The organism is Labrys sp. HAY1-8F, from assembly GCF_056754975.1.
Window position 1 is genome coordinate 54,696 of sequence record NZ_JBPGWZ010000002.1, and the last position, 16,602, is coordinate 71,297.

Here is a 16,602-nt window from a genome sequence, read left to right on the forward strand (position 1 = left end):
ACAGGGCGGCTACGAACTCACGGATTCGGGACAAGAATATGCAGGTGACCCAAACCCTGGCCGATGGCCTGAAACGGGAATTCAAAGTGGTGGTGCCGGCGGCTGATATCGCCACGCGCACCGACGCCCAGTTGGAAGACATGAAGGGCAAGGTCCGCGTCAACGGCTTTCGTCCGGGCAAGGTGCCGGTGGCGCATCTGCGTCGTCTCTACGGCCGCTCGGTGACTGCCGATGTCGTCAACAATTTTGTTGGCGAAGCCAATCGCAAGATCGTGGATGAGAACCAGATCAAGCTGGCCATGGAGCCCAAGCTCGATTTCGGTGCCGACGATGAAGGCGTGACGCAGGTGCTGGACGGCAAGGCCGATCTCGCCTGGACCGTCGCCGTGGAAGTGCTGCCGACCTTCGAGGTCGGCGACATCTCCGGCATCAAGATCGTCAAGCCGGTGGCCGAAGTCGCCGACGAGGAGGTGCAGTCGCGCCTCGAGGATCTGGCGCGCCGCAACGTGACCTATGCCGATAAGAAGGCCAAGTCGAAGGCCGAGACCCACGACCGCGTGATCGTCGATTTCGTCGGCAAGATCGACGGCGTCGAGTTCGAGGGCGGCAAGGGCGAGGACATTTCCGTCGACCTCGGCTCCAACACCTTCATTCCCGGCTTCGAGGATCAGCTGATCGGCGTCACCGCCGGCCAGGAAAAGACCATCGAGGTCAAGTTCCCCACCAACTATGCCTCCGACACGCTGGCCGGCAAGGACGCCACCTTCGACGTCAAGGTCAAGGCGGTGCAGGCTGCGGGCGACTTGGTCGTCGACGACGAACTTGCCAAGTCCGTCGGCCTTGAATCGCTCGACAAGCTCAAGGAAGTGATCAAGAGCTCGATCGAGGGCGAATACAACAACGTCTCGCGCAGCAAGGTGAAGCGCCAGCTCCTCGATGCGCTGGATGCGAAATATTCCTTCGATCTGCCGCCGACCCTGTTCCAGCAGGAGTTCGACAATGTCTGGCTGCAGGTCGAGCGCGAGATGCAGCAGACCGGCCGCACCTTCGAGCAGGAGAACACCACCGAAGAGGCTGCCAAGGAAGATTATCGCAAGATCGCGGCCCGCCGCGTGCGCCTTGGCCTCGTTCTGGCCGAGATCGGCGAGAGCAACAAGATCCAGGTGACCGAGGAAGAGGCGACTCGCGCCGTGATCGAGCGGGCCCGCCAGTTCCCGGGCCAGGAGCGCCAGATCTGGGAGTTCTATACCAAGAACCCGCAGGCGATTGCCGAGCTGCGTGCCCCGATCTTCGAGGACAAGGTCGTCGACCATATCCTCTCGCTCGCCGACGTCACCGAGGACAAGGTCTCCAAGGAGGAATTGTTCAAGGAAGACGACGAGCAGGCTGCTCCCGCCGCGGCAGAGGACAAGCCGGCCAAGGCCAAGAAGGCCAAGGCTGCCAAGTCTGCCGAGTGAGGCTGCGCCGAGCCGTCGTGGTTCGTCGAAACGGATATGCAATGGCCGGGCCTGCCCCGGCCATTGTCGTTCTCGAATGCCCTCGGTTTTCGCAAAAGGCGGAGAGGGGACTTGCAGGACGAGACTTGACGACACATTTGCGACGGGAGGGCCCGTTTCTGCTCAGGCAAGCCACCCTCGACACCCGTCGCGCCTTCATGTCCCAGCGGGGGGCGGGAAGGTTCACTTGACAAACAGGCTCGCGATCCCTGCCCTGACGGGAACATGGACTGCCGAGATTCGCTTGCTGGAGAGATTTGATGCGAGATCCGATCGACTTCTATACCAACAACCTCATACCGACCGTGGTCGAGAGCACCAATCGCGGCGAGCGTGCCTGGGACATCTATTCGCGCCTGATGCGCGAGCGCATCATCTTCCTGACCGGCCCGGTGGAGGACTACATGGCCTCCATCGTGGTGGCCCAGTTGCTGTTCCTCGAGGGAGAGAATCCCAAGAAGGAAATCGCAATGTACATCAACTCGCCGGGCGGGGTGGTGACGGCAGGTCTGTCGATCTACGACACCATGCAGTTCATTCGCTCGCCGGTTTCCACGCTTTGCGTCGGCCAGGCCGCATCGATGGGATCGCTCCTGCTTGCCGCCGGCGAGAAGGATCTGCGCTTCGCCTTGCCCAACGCCCGGATCATGGTGCATCAGCCTTCGGGCGGCTATCAGGGTCAGGCGACCGACATCCTCATCCATGCTGAGGAGACTCGCCGGGTGAAGCAGCGCCTGAATGAGATCTACGTCAAGCACACCGGCCAGGACATCAAGACGATCCAGGACGCTCTCGAGCGTGACAATTTCATGGAAGCCGAGCAGGCGAAAGCTTTCGGTATCGTCGACCATGTCAGCGAGAAGCGCCCCGATGAGGGCGCTGCCAAGGCCTGATATGACGTTGCAGGAGGCGACCTGCACGAGTTTCGCCACAGTTCATTGCGATGGATATCGGTAATGATCTGTTGACGTGAAGGGCGCTAGATTCCAGCATTGAACCTGCTGGATGCAGTGTCATCAAAGATTGCAGGGGCGAACGCCACTTGGCATAACCCTTGCAATACGAAACTTGTCGATGCAGGTACGCCTGCAGGATTGTGTTTACAGCCACGGGGGTTCCCGTGGGATTACGCGGAATGTCCGTTCCGCCGAGAGAGCCCGAAAGGGGGATGCCATGACCAAGGCCGGCAGCGATACCAAGAACACGCTCTACTGCTCGTTCTGCGGCAAGAGCCAGCACGAAGTTCGCAAGCTCATCGCCGGCCCGACAGTGTTCATCTGCGATGAATGTGTCGAGCTGTGCATGGACATTATCCGTGAGGAGAACAAATCCTCATTGGTGAAGTCGCGCGATGGGGTACCGACCCCGCGTGAGATCTGCAAGGTGCTCGACGATTATGTGATCGGTCAGATGCAGGCCAAGCGCGTGCTCTCCGTGGCCGTGCACAATCACTACAAGCGCCTCAACCATGCTACCAAGCACAGCGATGTCGAATTGGCGAAGTCGAACATCCTGATGATCGGGCCGACCGGCTCGGGCAAGACACTGCTTGCCCAGACCATGGCCCGCATCATCGACGTGCCCTTCACCATGGCCGATGCCACCACCCTGACGGAAGCCGGCTATGTCGGCGAGGATGTCGAGAACATCATCCTCAAGCTCCTGCAGGCGGCCGACTACAATGTCGAGCGCGCCCAGCGCGGCATCGTCTATATCGACGAGGTCGACAAGATCAGCCGCAAGTCCGACAACCCCTCGATTACCCGTGACGTTTCGGGCGAGGGCGTGCAGCAGGCCTTGCTGAAGATCATGGAAGGCACGGTGGCCAGCGTTCCTCCCCAGGGTGGACGCAAGCATCCCCAGCAGGAGTTCCTGCAGGTCGATACCACCAATATTCTCTTCATCTGCGGCGGTGCCTTCTCGGGCCTCGAAAAGATCATCTCGAGCCGCGGCAAGGGCACTTCGATCGGTTTCAGTGCTCGCGTGGTGACACCGGAGGACCGGCGGACCGGCGAGATCTTCCGCGAGGTCGAGCCCGAGGATCTGTTGAAATTCGGCTTGATCCCGGAATTCGTCGGGCGTCTGCCTGTCATTGCGACACTGGAAGACCTCGACGAGCCGGCGCTGATCAAGATCCTGACCGAGCCCAAGAACGCACTGGTGAAGCAGTATCAGCGCCTGTTCGAGATGGAGGGCATCGATCTGACCTTCCAGGAGGAGGCCTTGTCATCGATTGCCAAGAAGGCGATCGAGCGCAAAACCGGTGCGCGCGGCCTGCGATCGATCATGGAGGGCATCCTGCTCGACACCATGTTCGAACTGCCGGGCCTCGACGGTGTCGAGGAAGTGGTGATCTCCAAGGAGGTCGTTGACGGACAGGCTAAGCCGCTCTTCATCTATTCTGAAAAGCAGGAGGTTTCCTCCACCGGCTGATGCCGGCAGGAACAACGCTTGCACTGCAATGCCGGCCTGTGGGCCGGCATTGTCATGTCGGTGCCTGCCTGCAGTCATGTTGAAATGCATGGCTCGATCTGGTGAAGGTCGACCATTCGCCGCATCGGCCGTTGATTGCGCTGGACGTCGGAGGGGGGTATCGTGGGGCCAGGAGGGATCAGCTCGATTCGAGCTGGTTTCCGTAGAAAATTACGCGATTTAAAGGATTGTCGAAGCTTTTCGGGACGTCATTTCAAGGATAGCTCGTAGCTCCCCGCAATCAATCCGAAGTCGATCGGGCAGAAAATTACAGTGAGGTTCGCAGGTGCGAGAAGGAAAATCGAGACAGCGCAATTTACCGGGATTGGCCGGCTTGACACTGTGCTTGGTGCTCTCCACCTAACCCTTATCGAAGCAACTGTGCCCAGCCGGGGCAGTTGGGAATACCTCCGGGTCGCTCTTCATGTTGGCCAGGAGGATAGCGCCGCTGGCACGGCTATTGCAGCGTGGTACGGCGCAGGAAAGGATATGCAATGACAACGAATAAACAGCGTCCTCCGTTGCCGGCCGGCACCGTCGATACGTTCCCGGTGTTGCCGTTGCGCGACATCGTCGTGTTCCCGCATATGATCGTGCCGCTCTTCGTCGGCCGCGAAAAGTCGATTCGGGCGCTGGAAGAAGTCATGCGGACCGATCGCCACATTCTGCTGGCGACGCAGTTGAACGCCGCCGAGGATGATCCGGCGCCGGAGGCAATCTATAAGCTCGGCACGCTGGCTACCGTGCTGCAATTGCTGAAGTTGCCCGACGGCACGGTGAAGGTGCTGGTCGAGGGTGTCGATCGCGCGCGCGTGCTCTCCTACTCCGGGCATGATGATTTCTACCAGGCCGAAGCCGAAGTCCTGGGCGATGGCAGCGGAGAGAAGATCGAGGCCGAGGCGCTCGCCCGTTCCGTAGTCGCCGAATTCGAGAGCTATGTGAAGCTCAACAAGAAGGTGTCGCCGGAAGTCGTGGCCACGGTCACCCAGATCGAGGACTATTCCAAGCTGGCCGATACCATCGCGGCGCATCTTGCGGTGAAGATTGCCGACAAGCAGGAAGTGCTGGAGATCCTGTCGATCTCTGCGCGCCTGGAAAAGGTGCTCGCCCTGATGGAGAGCGAGATTTCCGTTCTGCAGGTCGAGAAGCGCATCCGTACCCGCGTCAAGCGGCAGATGGAGAAGACCCAGCGCGAATACTATCTCAACGAGCAGATGAAGGCGATCCAGAAGGAACTGGGCGACGAGGAAGGCAAGGACGAACTCGGCGAACTCGAGCAGAAGATCAAGGACACCAAGCTCTCCAAGGAGGCCCGCGATAAAGCGCAAGCCGAAATGAAGAAGCTGCGCCAGATGTCGCCGATGTCGGCCGAGGCCACCGTCGTGCGCAACTATCTGGATTGGCTGATTTCCTTGCCCTGGGGCGACAAGTCCCGGATCAAGAAGGATCTGCCGCATGCCCAGGAGATTCTCGATGCCGATCACCATGGCCTGGAGAAGGTCAAGGAGCGCATCATCGAGTATCTGGCGGTGCAGCAGCGTGCCAACAAGTTGACCGGCCCGATCCTGTGCCTCGTCGGTCCGCCGGGTGTCGGCAAGACCTCGCTCGCCCGTTCGATCGCGAAGGCGACCGGCCGCGAATATGTGCGCATGTCGCTCGGCGGCGTCAGGGACGAGGCCGAGATCCGTGGCCATCGGCGGACCTATATCGGCTCGATGCCCGGTAAGGTCGTCCAGTCGATGCGCAAGGCCAAGAAGCAGAATCCGCTCTTCCTGCTCGATGAAATCGACAAGATGGGCCAGGATTTCCGCGGCGATCCGTCTTCGGCTCTGCTGGAGGTGCTGGATCCCGAGCAGAACTCGACGTTCAACGATCATTACCTCGAGGTCGATTATGACCTGTCGAATGTGATGTTCGTGACCACGGCGAACACGCTCAACATCCCGCCGGCGTTGCTGGATCGCATGGAGATCATCCGTCTCGCCGGTTATACGGAAGACGAGAAGGTCGAGATTGCCCGCAAGCATCTCATCCCTTCCTCCGTGCAGAAGCATGGTCTGAAGGCGCGCGAGTTTTCGATCGATGACGAAGCGCTACTCAACCTGGTACGCCGCTACACGCAGGAAGCCGGGGTGCGTAACCTCGAGCGTGAGATCTCGAACCTGACCCGCAAGGCCGTCAAGGACATTCTGATGTCCAAGAAGAAGAGCGTGAAGGTGACCAACACGGTGCTCGAAGAGTATCTCGGTGCGCCGCGCTATCGCTACGGCCAGGCCGAACTCGAGGATCAGGTCGGTGCGGTCACGGGTCTGGCCTGGACAGAGGTCGGCGGCGTGCTTCTGACCATCGAAGCGGTGATGATGCCTGGCAAGGGCAAGATGATCGTGACAGGCAATCTGAAGGACGTCATGCGCGAGTCGATCTCCGCGGCAGCCTCCTATGTGCGTTCGCGTGCCATCGATTACGGCATCGAGCCGCCGCTGTTTGATAAGCGCGACGTGCATGTGCATCTGCCCGAAGGCGCAACGCCCAAGGATGGCCCTTCTGCCGGTATCGCCATGGCAACTGCCATGGTGTCGGTGATGACGGGCATCCCGGTTCGCCGCGATGTCGCCATGACCGGTGAGGTCACTCTGCGCGGCCGCGTGCTGCCGATCGGTGGCCTGAAGGAGAAGCTGCTCGCTGCGCTGCGGGCTGGCATCAAGACCGTGCTGATTCCGGAAGAGAATGCCAAGGATTTGGCAGAACTTCCTGATAATGTGAAAAACGGCCTCGAACTGGTGCCGGTTTCCAGGATGGAAGAGGTTCTGCGCAGGGCGCTGGTGCGCATGCCCGAGCCCATCACCTGGGACGAGGACAAGAACGCGCCGCCGCCGGCCAAAGCCGGCGATGACGCCAACGCCGTCGTCGCCCACTGACACTGAAATGATCTGGGAGCGGCCGTGCCTCACAAAGGCACGGCCGCTTTCTTTTGCCTTGCGAAGCGCGCGCAAGCACAATAGACAGAGGCCCTGTGTGGTTCCCCGCGACTGGGGGCGGTTAGCTCAGTTGGTAGAGCATCTCGTTTACACCGAGAGGGTCGGCGGTTCGAGCCCGTCACCGCCCACCAATGATTCAATCGTTTAGCGTTGTCGTCCTGCAAGCGCGATTTGTGTTTAGCCTCGGCCTGCTGCTGCCTTGCGTGTCGCCGGTTGCAGGTCCTGTCTGTGCACTTCGATCGAATCCAGGCTTTTGTCGAACAAGGTTGGATCGCCTTCCAGATAGGTGGCCGCCCAAATCTCGGCCTCGACGAGATCATCGAAAGTCGGCGCTTCCGGCAGCGGTACGACGTGAGCGCCGCGACGTTTCATGATGACGAACTGGGGCATTCGAGTCTTCCTGAACATTGAATTCATAGATGAAATGCACGCCTAGGCGCGCGGGTTCCACAGCGACGCTCGTTTCACACTCTCGCCTCGATCGACCTCCGTAAATTGCGGCCGGGGGAAATCGGCCCCAACAAGGATGCGAAATCACCGGTGTTGAGGTCGCTATAGTGTCAACGTCCCTTCAGCCGGGATGACCTCTTGTCAAAGCCTGAATTCTATATGCATATCCTTGCGTAAGGCCACCTGATCGGCGGGACGCGACCGGGCTTTCGGCGGGGACAGACAATGCGCAGGGCTTTCTTTATCGGTGTCACGCTGGCCGCGATGAGCTTGCCGGCCGGTGCCGGCGAAAACAGGGACACGACCTACGGGGCTGTGCAACCCGTTCCGCTGACCACTGCCGATCGAGCCGTCTGGGGGGCAATCGCCTATTCACCCTCGACAGGCAAGGATGGCATCTTCTGGGGAGCGGCGACACGTGAGGAGGCGCGCGAAACGGCGCTCCGCCATTGTCGCAATGCCATCGGGCAGAAGGACGGTGCGGGAGATGACTGCGCTCTTGCCGTGCTCGTTTACAATGACTGGGATGATCGGCGTATCGGCCGGACTGCCAGCGCCCACAATCGGGCGCCGCATTGCGGGGCGGTTGCCGTTGGTGAGCGCCATCGCTATGCCGCCGCGCGCGGACGCAGCCTGGCCGAGGCGAGGGATGGCGCACTCGCGGCGTGCGCGGACAAGAACGGCGCCTGCAAGGTGCAGCAGGATTTGTGTACCTGAGGCTTGTGACCCTCGGCAGGCCCTGATGACTGGGTCGGATTGACACCGGGCCAATGCCGAACTATGCGATGGCCACCTGCTGATTTGAGCGGAAGGTTTTATGTCAGAGCTTGTGGGAAACCGCTGATCGTCTCGATTTGACGAGACATGAGAAAGCATTGCGAGGTGCTGTGGCTGGATCAGCCGAGCGCCCGGGCGATGCTTGTCATGGTTTCTGCGACAGGCTTTACCATCATGAACATTTCACGGGGCGAGCAGCGTGTGCTGCACGTGCTGGCCCAGGGCGGCCATATCCGTCATCACCGCGGCGATAATGGCCGCATCCACCATGTCGACTGCTTCACGCGCGACGGTCATCGTCTGGCCGACTGCACGTTGGAGACATTCGGCAAGCTTCACCGCAAGAGACTGATCGAGTCGCATGCCTCCGGCCCTTACCGCATTTCGCGCAAGGGGCGGGAGAGCGTGCGCGCGCAGGCCGACAATCGCTGAACAAGAGCAAAGTGCGATTTCTTCGAATGGCACTTTTTCTCCAACGCACTGTTTCAACGCAGTTTCTTGATCAACAAGCCCATCGGCTTTTCTGAAAAACGCTTTAGAGGACAAATCATGCAAATCCGACCAGAACGTGCCGACGATATCGGCATCATTCGCGCGGTGACGAAGGTGGCCTTCGAGGCAATGGCGCATAGCAGCCAGACGGAGGCGGCGATCGTCGACGCCTTGCGGGCGGCGGGAGCCCTGACTTTGTCGCTGGTTGCAGAAAAAGCAGGCGAGATCGTCGGCCATGTCGCCTTCTCGCCCGTTACCATCGACGGCGCTTTTCGGCGCTGGTATGGGCTGGGGCCGGTATCGGTGCGGCCGGATTGCCAGAGGGACGGCATCGGGCGAGCCTTGATCGAGGCAGGCCTGGCCGATCTGCGCCGGTTGATGGCGGAAGGCTGTGTGGTATTGGGGGATCCGGCCTATTACAGCCGTTTCGGCTTCAAGAACGACGCGAGGCTTTGCCTTCCCGGCCTGCCGCCGGTCTATTTCCAGTGCCTGCCCTTCGGGGCTGACACACCGCATGGAAACGTGGCCTACCATCCTGGTTTCGAGGCGAAATAGGAGATCCGTCCGCCGCGAGAGCCCCGCGGCGGACGGCCTTTCACGTACCGAAGGCCGGCCAGGCCTCGTCTGCCGGTGCGATCACCGCCGGCGGGTGAGGCCACTCGATGGCGAAGGCCGGGTCGTCGTAGCGATAGCCTCGAGCATAGCCGGGAACATATTTGCGGCCCATGCCGTACAGGACGTCCGTGCCGGCTTCGAGCGTCAGGAAGCCATGGGCGCAGCCCTCGGGAATATAGAGCTGGTGCAGGTTGTCGGCGCTCAGCTCCGCGCCGATCCATTGCCGGAAAGCTGGACTGTCCGGCCTCAAATCGACCACGACATCATGGATCGCGCCCCGTGCCACCTGGACGAGCTTGGCCTCGGCGTGAGGCGGGTCCTGGAAGTGCATGCCGCGCAGCGTGAAGGCCTTGTCGTTGCGCGAGAGATTGATCTGCACCGGCGCGAAGGTGATGCCGGCCGCGGCGAACTCATCCGGGCAATAGGTCCGGGCGAAGAAGCCGCGATCATCACGCCGCGGCTCCGGCTTGATGAGGAAGCAACCCGGGATCCGCGTTTCGCTGAAGATCACGGTGTGAGCCTGATGCTGGGCACGGCCGTCACGAAGGAACTGCCTGAGGGCATCAAGGGGCGCATCTGCTCCATCACTTCTTCGGCGATGTTCCAGGGCAGGATGACCAGATAATCCGGCGTAATCTCGCTGATCTTGTCGGGCGAGAGGATCGGAATCTGGCTACCGGGTAGCAGGCGGCCCTGCTTGGCCAGGGACCGATCGAAGACCGCCACGATATCGGCAGGGCCGACGCCGCAGAAATTCAGGAAAGTATTGCCCTTGGCGGCAGCGCCATAGGCGGCGATGGTCTTGCCGGCGGCCTTGGCCTCGGCCAGGAAGGCGAGGAAGCCGCGCTTGACCTCGGCGACCTTGGCGGCAAAGCCTTCATAGCCTGCCAGGGTGTCGAGACCGGCGGCGTGCTCCTTGGCGCGCAGGGCATCGAGCCGCGCCGAAGGCTGGTGGCTGGAAGCTGCCGGCGCCGCGAAGAGGCGCAGCGAGCCGCCATGGGTCGGCAATTCCTCCACATCGACGGCCTTGAGCCCGACGGCGGCAAAAACCTTTTCAACCGTCACCAGCGAGAGATAGGAAAAGTGCTCGTGATAGATGGTATCGAACTGCACCTTCTCGATCAGATTGAGCACGTGCGGGAATTCGAAGGTGACGACGCCTTCGGGCTTGAGCAGGGTGGCGAAGCCGCCGACGAAATCGCGAATGTCGGGGACATGGGCGAGCACATTGTTGGCGGCCATCAGATCGGCGCGCTTGCCCTGGCCGACCAGGTGCCTGGCGGTTTCGACCCCGAAAAAGGCCACCTCGGTATCGATGCCCTTGGCCCGGGCCGTCTCGGCGACGTTGGCAGCCGGTTCGACACCGAGCACCGGCACGCCCGCGGCCTTGAAGTGCTGCAGGAGGTAGCCGTCATTGGAGGCGATTTCGACAACCAGCGAAGCGCTGTCGAGCTTGAAACGCTCGATCATCGCATCCGCATAGCGCTTGGCATGCGCGACCCAACTGTCCGAATAGGACGAGAAATAGGCATAGTCGGAGAAGATGGCATCGGGCGGCACGGAATCGTCGACCTGGACCAGCAGGCAGCTCGGACATACGCGTGCGTGCAGCGGGAAGCTGCGCTCGGGATTGCTGTCGTCGGGCAGGCGATAGTCATTGGCGAGCGGCATCGAACCGAGGTCGCACAGGGTCGTCGTCAGCGGCGTGGCGCAGAACCGGCAATGGGGAAGCGTTGACTTGGCATCGGTCATGGCGGCGGTCTCAAAGCGTCGAGAAACGGGAGATCTGGTCGAGGGTGAAGGCGTGCATATCCTGGCCGGCGGCCTCGGCCGCATACCATTGCGCGGTCCATTCCAGGCTGGCCGGGCCGGCCAGCCTGTCTTGCCAGCCGAGCAGGTGGCGGGCGCGGTCGGAGTTGACGGTAAGGGCCTTCATCTCGATGGAACCGGGTACCGGCTTGTGCAGCCAGTCCGGCTTGCGGTCGAGGGCGTGGAAGACAGCGTCCGCCACTGCCGAGACGGGCAGGGGGCGAGACGGATCGGGGCCGAAATTGAGCGCGCGCGGCGTATCGGCAACGGTGGCGAGCCGCTCGGCATAGACGAGATAGCCGTTCACACAGTCCAGCACATGCTGCCAGGGACGTGTCGCTTCCGGATGGCGCAGTTCGAGCGGCCTCCCGCTGCGCACGGCACGTACGATATCGGGAACCAGCCGGTCGGCCGAATGGTCTCCGCCGCCGATGACATTGCCGCCGCGCGCCGTGGCAACCGGCACACCCGCTTTGTCGAAAAAAGAGCGGGCATAGGCATAGGTGACGATCTCGGCCGCCGCCTTGGAGGCAGAATAGGGGTCCTTGCCGCCGAGCTTATCGTCCTCGCGGAAGGCCGATCCTTCTTCCTGGTTGAGGTAGACCTTGTCCGAGGTCACCGCGAGGATACAGGCGAGGCCGGGGCGAGAGCGCAGGGCGTCGAGAAGATGGACAGTACCCATCACGTTGGACCCGAAGGTCTCGACCGGATCGGCGAGGGAGCGTCGCACCAATGCCTGGGCCGCGAGATGCAGCACGATCTGTGGCTGCGCCACATTCACTGCTTGGCGCACGGCCTCGGCGTCACGCAGGTCGCCCAGAATCGAGCGGACCGCGCTGTCCACGCCGGCTGCGGCGAACAGCGGCTGGTCGGCGGCCGGCGGCAGCGCAAAGCCGGTGACCTCGGCCCCCAGCCGATGCAGCCACAAGGCCATCCAGCTTCCCTTGAAGCCGGTATGGCCGGTCAGGAGCACCTTCTTGCCCCGCCAGAAGCCCGGTGAAGGCAATGCGCCTGCGGCAGCTGCCCCGATCACGGCCAGACCTTCCAGGGCGCCTTGCCTTGTGCCCACAATTGTTCGAGATGGTTCTTGTCGCGCAAGGTGTCCATGGGCTGCCAGAACCCCGAATGCCGATAGGCCATCAATTCGCCGGAGGCGGCCAAGGCTTCAAGCGGTGCGCCTTCCCAGGAGGTCTGGTCCGTCTCGATCAGATCGACCACGCCCGGTTCCAGCACGAAGAAGCCGCCATTGATCAGCGCATTGTCGCCCGGAGGCTTTTCGATGAAACGGGTGACTTTTTCGCCGTCGAGGGACAGGGAGCCATAACGGCCGGGGGGGATCACGCCCGTCAGCGTGGCATGCTTGCCATGCTTCTTGTGGAAGGCGATGAGGGCGCCGATGTCGACATCAGCGACGCCGTCGCCATAGGTGAAACAGAAGGATTTGCCCGGTGTCAGGAAGGGCGCGACCCGCTTCAGCCGGCCGCCCGTCATGCTGGTCTCGCCGGTATCCACCATGGTGACCCGCCAGGGCTCGGCCTTCTGATTGTGATAGGTGACCTCGTTCTTCTCGGCGTCGATCGTCACATCCGCATTGTGCAGGAAGTAATTGGAGAAATACTCCTTGATCATATACCCCTTGTAACCCAGGCAGATCACGAAATCATTGATGCCGTAATGGCTGTAGATCTTCATGATATGCCAGAGGATCGGCCGGCCCCCGATCTCGATCATCGGTTTGGGGCGCAGATGCGATTCTTCGGAAATGCGTGTGCCCATGCCGCCGGCGAGAATGATAGCTTTCAAGGTCTGATCCGATAGACAGAGGGTGGTGGCGCGGCTATAGCCGCTTGGCTGTTCAATGGCAATCAAACGGCAGAAATGGCCCGCGTCAAATCCGGATTTCGAAAGCGTTTCAATATCCGCTACTGGCGCTGGCGCATGACGCGGGCGACCATCGGGCGGGTAGGGCTGTTGCGGCGCCATTTTTCCTTCTATCCGCGCGGGGTCGATCCCCAGATTGCCGCAGCCCTGGTCATCGAAGATCGCAAGGCCGAGATGGCAACCTCGTTCACGCCTGAGGAATGCGCCTTTGTGCGGGACCGGTGCTGGCCCTATGACACTTTGGCACGCGAGTGGACGGGAGGCGTCACGGTTCCTGTGCAGGAACTGGCCGTGACAGTGAAGCCCGCCGAGGTGCTCGGCCATGTCAGCCGCATTTTCGCGCCCGGTAAGGGGGGCGTGGTGATACGCGACGTGGAATGGGTCAATTGGAACTTCGCCAAGGCCAAGCGGCTTCGCACCTTGCCCGCTCTGGCCGGGCGTTGCCTTCTGCTGGCCCGCACGGACAACTATTATCATGCCCTGTTTGAAGACCTGGTGCCCGTGGTCGACTATCTTGAGCGTTTTCACCCCAGGGGCCTGCCACTCACCTTGTTGCTGCCGCCCTCGCGCCTGGAGAGCCTGCATCTGGGCTGCGCCTTGCTTGAGCAGGCCTATCCGGGGGTGCGTGTGGTTGCTCTGCCGGACGATGCCAAGGTTGCGGTCGAGGAGGCTCTGTGGCTTTCCTTCGATGCCGGCAACGCCGAATGGAGTTTTGCCGAAGCCGCACCGGTATGGCGGCTGGCCGAGCTCTTCCGGGAGCATTACCGGGTGGAGCCCCGAGGCGCCCAGCGCATCTTCTTTTCGCGAGGGAGCAGCAAGATCCGGCGTCTGCTCAACGAAGACGCGCTCTGGGACATTGCAAAGGAGCACGGCTTCGAGCGCTTCGAGGCCAGGGGCGACAATCATGCCGAGCAGGTCCGCCTGTTCTCCCAGGCCGAAATGGTCATCGGAGTACATGGTGCCGGGCTCGGCAATCTGGCGTTCTGCCGGCCGGGAACGCAGGTCATCGAGCTGTTTCCCGAAAATTTCACCAAGAGTACCTATCTATGGCTCAGCAAGCGCCTCGGTCTCGATTATCACTGGCTCATCGGTGGGCCGGGTGATTATGACCAGGCGTTCACGCTGAACGAGGGCTTGCTGCGCAGCAAGCTCGATGAACTTTCCGCTCCCTCCTGAGGATCCCATCCTTCGCATCGATCCCCGCCCGCAAATCTGCGCGATCGGGACTGCGTTGCGACCATAACCCTGGAATATCGATGCTGTCCTTCATTCCCGCCTGGCTGCTGCCGATCGTTTTGCTGACCTTTTCCAACGTCTTCATGACCTTTGCCTGGTACGGGCATCTCAAATTCGAGAACCGGCCTCTGTGGCTGGTGGTCATTGTGAGCTGGGGCATTGCCTTCTTCGAATATTGCCTCGCGGTTCCCGCCAATCGCTTTGGCAACCACATCTATCAACCGGCCGAACTCAAGACGATGCAGGAGGTGATCACTCTGGTGATCTTTGCCCTGTTCTCGGTCTTCTATCTGGGTGAGAAACTCACGATCAACCACGCCATTGGCTTTGCCCTGATCTGCGCCGGCGCCTTCTTCGTCTTCAAGGGGCCGATCGCGTCCTGAGGGCGTTCAGATCTCGATCTCCGTTCCAAACTGCACCACTTGCGGCGCCGGGATGCGGAAATAGGAAGCCGAGCGTTCGGCATTGCGCTGGAGCATGGCGTAGAGGACCTCACGCCAGAAGGCCATGCCCGCGATCTTTTTGGACGGAATGATGGTCTCACTGCCGATATAGAAGGAGATCTCGGCAAGGTCGAAGCCGGAGATCAGGCCTTGCGAGATGGCCAGCCGCATGCCCTTGAGCACATCCGGTTCCTCCATGAAACCGAAGCGCAGGATGATGCGCTCGAAACCGGGGCGAAGAGAGGTTACCGTCACGCGGTCGACATCCTTGACGCGGGGGGTCTCAGCGCCCTTGACGGTGACCAGCAGCACGCGCTCTGGAATGGCGTGGGTGTGGCGCCAAAAAATGCTCAGCGAGAGCGGCATGCCGACTATGGCCGAACTCAGGAAGGCGGCCGTGCCCGGCAGCCTGACGGGACGCTGGGTTTTCATCGCTGCAAAGAAGGCCGTTTCCTCCACGCGCAGATGCCTGCGGGCCTGTTCGGCCAGGATCTGGCCGCGGCGCCAGGTCAACATCAGCATGGCGACGAAGATGGCCAAGAGCAGCGGGTACCAGCCGCCTTCGAAGAGCTTGACGCCATTGGCGGAGACGAAGATCAGATCGACGATGAAGAAGGCGCCATTGACCAGAATGACGAGGAAGAGATTATAGCCCCAATGCCGGGCCACGAGCGCTGCCAGCAGAGTTGTGATTGCCATCAGCAGCGAGACGGCCACGCCATAGGCGCCTGCGAGAGCCGCGGACGAGCCGAAGCCGAGCACGGCGCCGAGTGTTGCGATGCACAGCAGCCAGTTGACCAGGGGAACGTAGATCTGGCCGAACTCCTGATTGTCGGTTTGCTTGATGGTGAGGCGCGGGAGGAGACCAAGCTGTATGGATTGTCGCGCCAATGAAAACGCTCCCGATATGATGGCCTGGCTGGCGATCACGGTGGCTGCCGTGGCGAAGATGATGACGGGAAAATGGAGCCAGTCCGGCACCAGGTTGTAGAACGGATTGGAAGCGGCGGCGGGATTGCCGAGCAGCAGGGCGCCCTGGCCGAAATAATTGAGAACCAGGGTGGGCAGGGCGATCGTGAACCAGGCGAGGCGGATGGGGTTCCGGCCGAAATGCCCCATATCGGCATACATCGCCTCGCCGCCGGTGACGGCGAGAAAGGCCGCCCCCAGGATGGCGAAGCTGACGGCTGGATTTGCCGTCACCAGGAAATTCAGGGCCACGAACGGATTGAGTGCGGTGAGGATGGCGGGATTTCGCACGATGCTGGCCAATCCCAGCAGGCCGATGAGGATGAACCAGGCCAGCATGATCGGGCCGAAGAAACGGCCGATCATGCCGGTGCCGTAGCGTTGGACCATGAACAGAACGAAGAGGATCACCAGGGTCAAGGGCACCACGACATGGGCCAGCGATGGGGCGGCGATCTCCAAGCCCTCGATGGCGCTGAGCACCGAGATGGCCGGCGTGATGGCGCCGTCGCCATAGAGCAGCGCAGCGCCCACCAGCCCGATGATCAAGAGGACGACCTGGCGACGACCCTCGCGCCGGCCACTGCCTTCCAGAATCGCCAGCAGGGCGACGATGCCGCCTTCGCCCTTGTTGTCGGCGCGCAGGATCAGGATGGCGTATTTCAAGGATACGATCAGGATAAGGGCCCAGAAGATCACCGAGACGACGCCCGTGACGATCCAGGCCTGGCCCGCACCGCCATCGCCGCTGGCACTGATGGCCTGGGCAAAGGCGTAGAGCGGGCTGGTGCCGATGTCCCCGTAGACGACACCAAGCGCCGCCAGGGCCAAGCCTGGTGAAAACCGAGATCCATTAGCGCCCGCCGCAGCCGTCATCACCATCACCCCGTGAGCGTTCCGGAAGTCTGCGATTGATGGCAGATTGTCGCACATGGTCAAGGATACCGAAGGTGTTATGCGGGGTCGTCGAAGCATTTCCGCTGG

The 16,602-nt window shown here is 61.5% G+C and carries 15 protein-coding genes and 1 tRNA gene; 10 read left to right on the forward strand and 6 right to left on the reverse strand.

Annotated features, from left to right (window positions below):
• Positions 1-38: 38 nt before the first annotated feature.
• The 5 genes from tig to ACR9ZN_RS09080 all read left to right on the forward strand — a co-directional run bounded on the left by tig (position 39) and on the right by ACR9ZN_RS09080 (position 7,077).
• Positions 39-1,457, forward strand: a complete 1,419-nt coding sequence (gene tig / locus ACR9ZN_RS09060) for a trigger factor (protein ID WP_454813716.1) — start codon at positions 39-41, stop codon at positions 1,455-1,457.
• A gap of 299 nt (positions 1,458-1,756) precedes the next feature.
• A complete protein-coding gene (locus ACR9ZN_RS09065) occupies positions 1,757-2,389 on the forward strand; it encodes an ATP-dependent Clp protease proteolytic subunit (RefSeq protein WP_434956130.1) in 633 nt (210 codons plus the stop codon).
• A gap of 280 nt (positions 2,390-2,669) precedes the next feature.
• On the forward strand, positions 2,670-3,929 hold the full coding sequence (clpX, locus tag ACR9ZN_RS09070; protein ID WP_434956131.1) for an ATP-dependent Clp protease ATP-binding subunit ClpX: 1,260 nt from the start codon (positions 2,670-2,672) through the stop codon (positions 3,927-3,929).
• Between the two features lie 533 nt (positions 3,930-4,462).
• On the forward strand, positions 4,463-6,886 hold the full coding sequence (gene lon / locus ACR9ZN_RS09075; RefSeq protein WP_434956132.1) for an endopeptidase La: 2,424 nt from the start codon (positions 4,463-4,465) through the stop codon (positions 6,884-6,886).
• 115 nt (positions 6,887-7,001) lie between these two features.
• Positions 7,002-7,077, forward strand: a tRNA-Val gene (locus ACR9ZN_RS09080).
• A 46-nt stretch (positions 7,078-7,123) separates the two neighbouring features.
• On the opposite strand, the gene ACR9ZN_RS09085 is transcribed toward ACR9ZN_RS09080, so the two are convergent.
• Positions 7,124-7,336, reverse strand: a complete 213-nt coding sequence (locus ACR9ZN_RS09085; protein ID WP_441772446.1) for a hypothetical protein — start codon at positions 7,334-7,336, stop codon at positions 7,124-7,126.
• 285 nt (positions 7,337-7,621) lie between these two features.
• Between ACR9ZN_RS09085 and ACR9ZN_RS09090 the strand changes: the two genes are divergently transcribed.
• The 3 genes from ACR9ZN_RS09090 to ACR9ZN_RS09100 all read left to right on the forward strand — a co-directional run bounded on the left by ACR9ZN_RS09090 (position 7,622) and on the right by ACR9ZN_RS09100 (position 9,220).
• Positions 7,622-8,113: a DUF4189 domain-containing protein gene (locus tag ACR9ZN_RS09090; RefSeq protein ID WP_454813717.1), complete on the forward strand. Its 492-nt coding sequence runs from the start codon at positions 7,622-7,624 to the stop codon at positions 8,111-8,113.
• Between the two features lie 234 nt (positions 8,114-8,347).
• A complete protein-coding gene (locus tag ACR9ZN_RS09095) occupies positions 8,348-8,605 on the forward strand; it encodes a YjhX family toxin (RefSeq protein ID WP_105864712.1) in 258 nt (85 codons plus the stop codon).
• Between the two features lie 117 nt (positions 8,606-8,722).
• Positions 8,723-9,220: a GNAT family N-acetyltransferase gene (locus ACR9ZN_RS09100; protein ID WP_481272005.1), complete on the forward strand. Its 498-nt coding sequence runs from the start codon at positions 8,723-8,725 to the stop codon at positions 9,218-9,220.
• A 40-nt stretch (positions 9,221-9,260) separates the two neighbouring features.
• On the opposite strand, the gene ACR9ZN_RS09105 is transcribed toward ACR9ZN_RS09100, so the two are convergent.
• From ACR9ZN_RS09105 to rfbF, 4 genes are read right to left on the reverse strand one after another with little or no spacing between them, the layout of a single operon-like run.
• On the reverse strand, positions 9,261-9,791 hold the full coding sequence (locus ACR9ZN_RS09105; protein WP_481272006.1) for a dTDP-4-dehydrorhamnose 3,5-epimerase family protein: 531 nt from the start codon (positions 9,789-9,791) through the stop codon (positions 9,261-9,263).
• Entirely contained in the window at positions 9,788-11,032 is a 1,245-nt protein-coding gene (locus ACR9ZN_RS09110; protein WP_481272007.1) for a methyltransferase domain-containing protein, read from the reverse strand. The genes ACR9ZN_RS09105 and ACR9ZN_RS09110 overlap by 4 nt, the downstream gene beginning before the upstream one ends.
• A gap of 10 nt (positions 11,033-11,042) precedes the next feature.
• Positions 11,043-12,122 carry a CDP-glucose 4,6-dehydratase gene (gene rfbG / locus ACR9ZN_RS09115; protein WP_481272008.1) on the reverse strand — a complete coding sequence of 360 codons (1,080 nt, stop codon included), beginning with the start codon at positions 12,120-12,122 and terminating at the stop codon, positions 11,043-11,045.
• Entirely contained in the window at positions 12,119-12,892 is a 774-nt protein-coding gene (gene rfbF / locus ACR9ZN_RS09120) for a glucose-1-phosphate cytidylyltransferase (protein ID WP_481272009.1), read from the reverse strand. Before rfbF ends, rfbG begins: the two co-directional genes overlap by 4 nt.
• A gap of 75 nt (positions 12,893-12,967) precedes the next feature.
• On the opposite strand from rfbF, the gene ACR9ZN_RS09125 reads away from it, so the two are divergent.
• On the forward strand, positions 12,968-14,146 hold the full coding sequence (locus ACR9ZN_RS09125; RefSeq protein WP_481272010.1) for a glycosyltransferase family 61 protein: 1,179 nt from the start codon (positions 12,968-12,970) through the stop codon (positions 14,144-14,146).
• 80 nt (positions 14,147-14,226) lie between these two features.
• Positions 14,227-14,589, forward strand: a complete 363-nt coding sequence (locus tag ACR9ZN_RS09130) for a DMT family protein (RefSeq protein WP_454813722.1) — start codon at positions 14,227-14,229, stop codon at positions 14,587-14,589.
• 6 nt (positions 14,590-14,595) lie between these two features.
• On the opposite strand, the gene ACR9ZN_RS09135 is transcribed toward ACR9ZN_RS09130, so the two are convergent.
• Positions 14,596-16,494: a potassium transporter Kup gene (locus ACR9ZN_RS09135; RefSeq protein ID WP_454813723.1), complete on the reverse strand. Its 1,899-nt coding sequence runs from the start codon at positions 16,492-16,494 to the stop codon at positions 14,596-14,598.
• Positions 16,495-16,602 lie beyond the last annotated feature (108 nt).

What these genes read in the sequence shown, in the direction of transcription:
- tig (WP_454813716.1), top strand. Translation starts at nt 39, where the DNA reads ATGCAGGTGACCCAAACCCTGGCCGATGGCCTGAAACGGGAATTCAAA.
- ACR9ZN_RS09065 (WP_434956130.1), top strand. Translation starts at nt 1,757, where the DNA reads ATGCGAGATCCGATCGACTTCTATACCAACAACCTCATACCGACCGTG.
- clpX (WP_434956131.1), top strand. Translation starts at nt 2,670, where the DNA reads ATGACCAAGGCCGGCAGCGATACCAAGAACACGCTCTACTGCTCGTTC.
- lon (WP_434956132.1), top strand. Translation starts at nt 4,463, where the DNA reads ATGACAACGAATAAACAGCGTCCTCCGTTGCCGGCCGGCACCGTCGAT.
- ACR9ZN_RS09085 (WP_441772446.1), bottom strand. Translation starts at nt 7,336, where the DNA reads ATGCCCCAGTTCGTCATCATGAAACGTCGCGGCGCTCACGTCGTACCG.
- ACR9ZN_RS09090 (WP_454813717.1), top strand. Translation starts at nt 7,622, where the DNA reads ATGCGCAGGGCTTTCTTTATCGGTGTCACGCTGGCCGCGATGAGCTTG.
- ACR9ZN_RS09095 (WP_105864712.1), top strand. Translation starts at nt 8,348, where the DNA reads ATGAACATTTCACGGGGCGAGCAGCGTGTGCTGCACGTGCTGGCCCAG.
- ACR9ZN_RS09100 (WP_481272005.1), top strand. Translation starts at nt 8,723, where the DNA reads ATGCAAATCCGACCAGAACGTGCCGACGATATCGGCATCATTCGCGCG.
- ACR9ZN_RS09110 (WP_481272007.1), bottom strand. Translation starts at nt 11,032, where the DNA reads ATGACCGATGCCAAGTCAACGCTTCCCCATTGCCGGTTCTGCGCCACG.
- ACR9ZN_RS09125 (WP_481272010.1), top strand. Translation starts at nt 12,968, where the DNA reads ATGGCCCGCGTCAAATCCGGATTTCGAAAGCGTTTCAATATCCGCTAC.
- ACR9ZN_RS09130 (WP_454813722.1), top strand. Translation starts at nt 14,227, where the DNA reads ATGCTGTCCTTCATTCCCGCCTGGCTGCTGCCGATCGTTTTGCTGACC.
- ACR9ZN_RS09135 (WP_454813723.1), bottom strand. Translation starts at nt 16,494, where the DNA reads ATGACGGCTGCGGCGGGCGCTAATGGATCTCGGTTTTCACCAGGCTTG.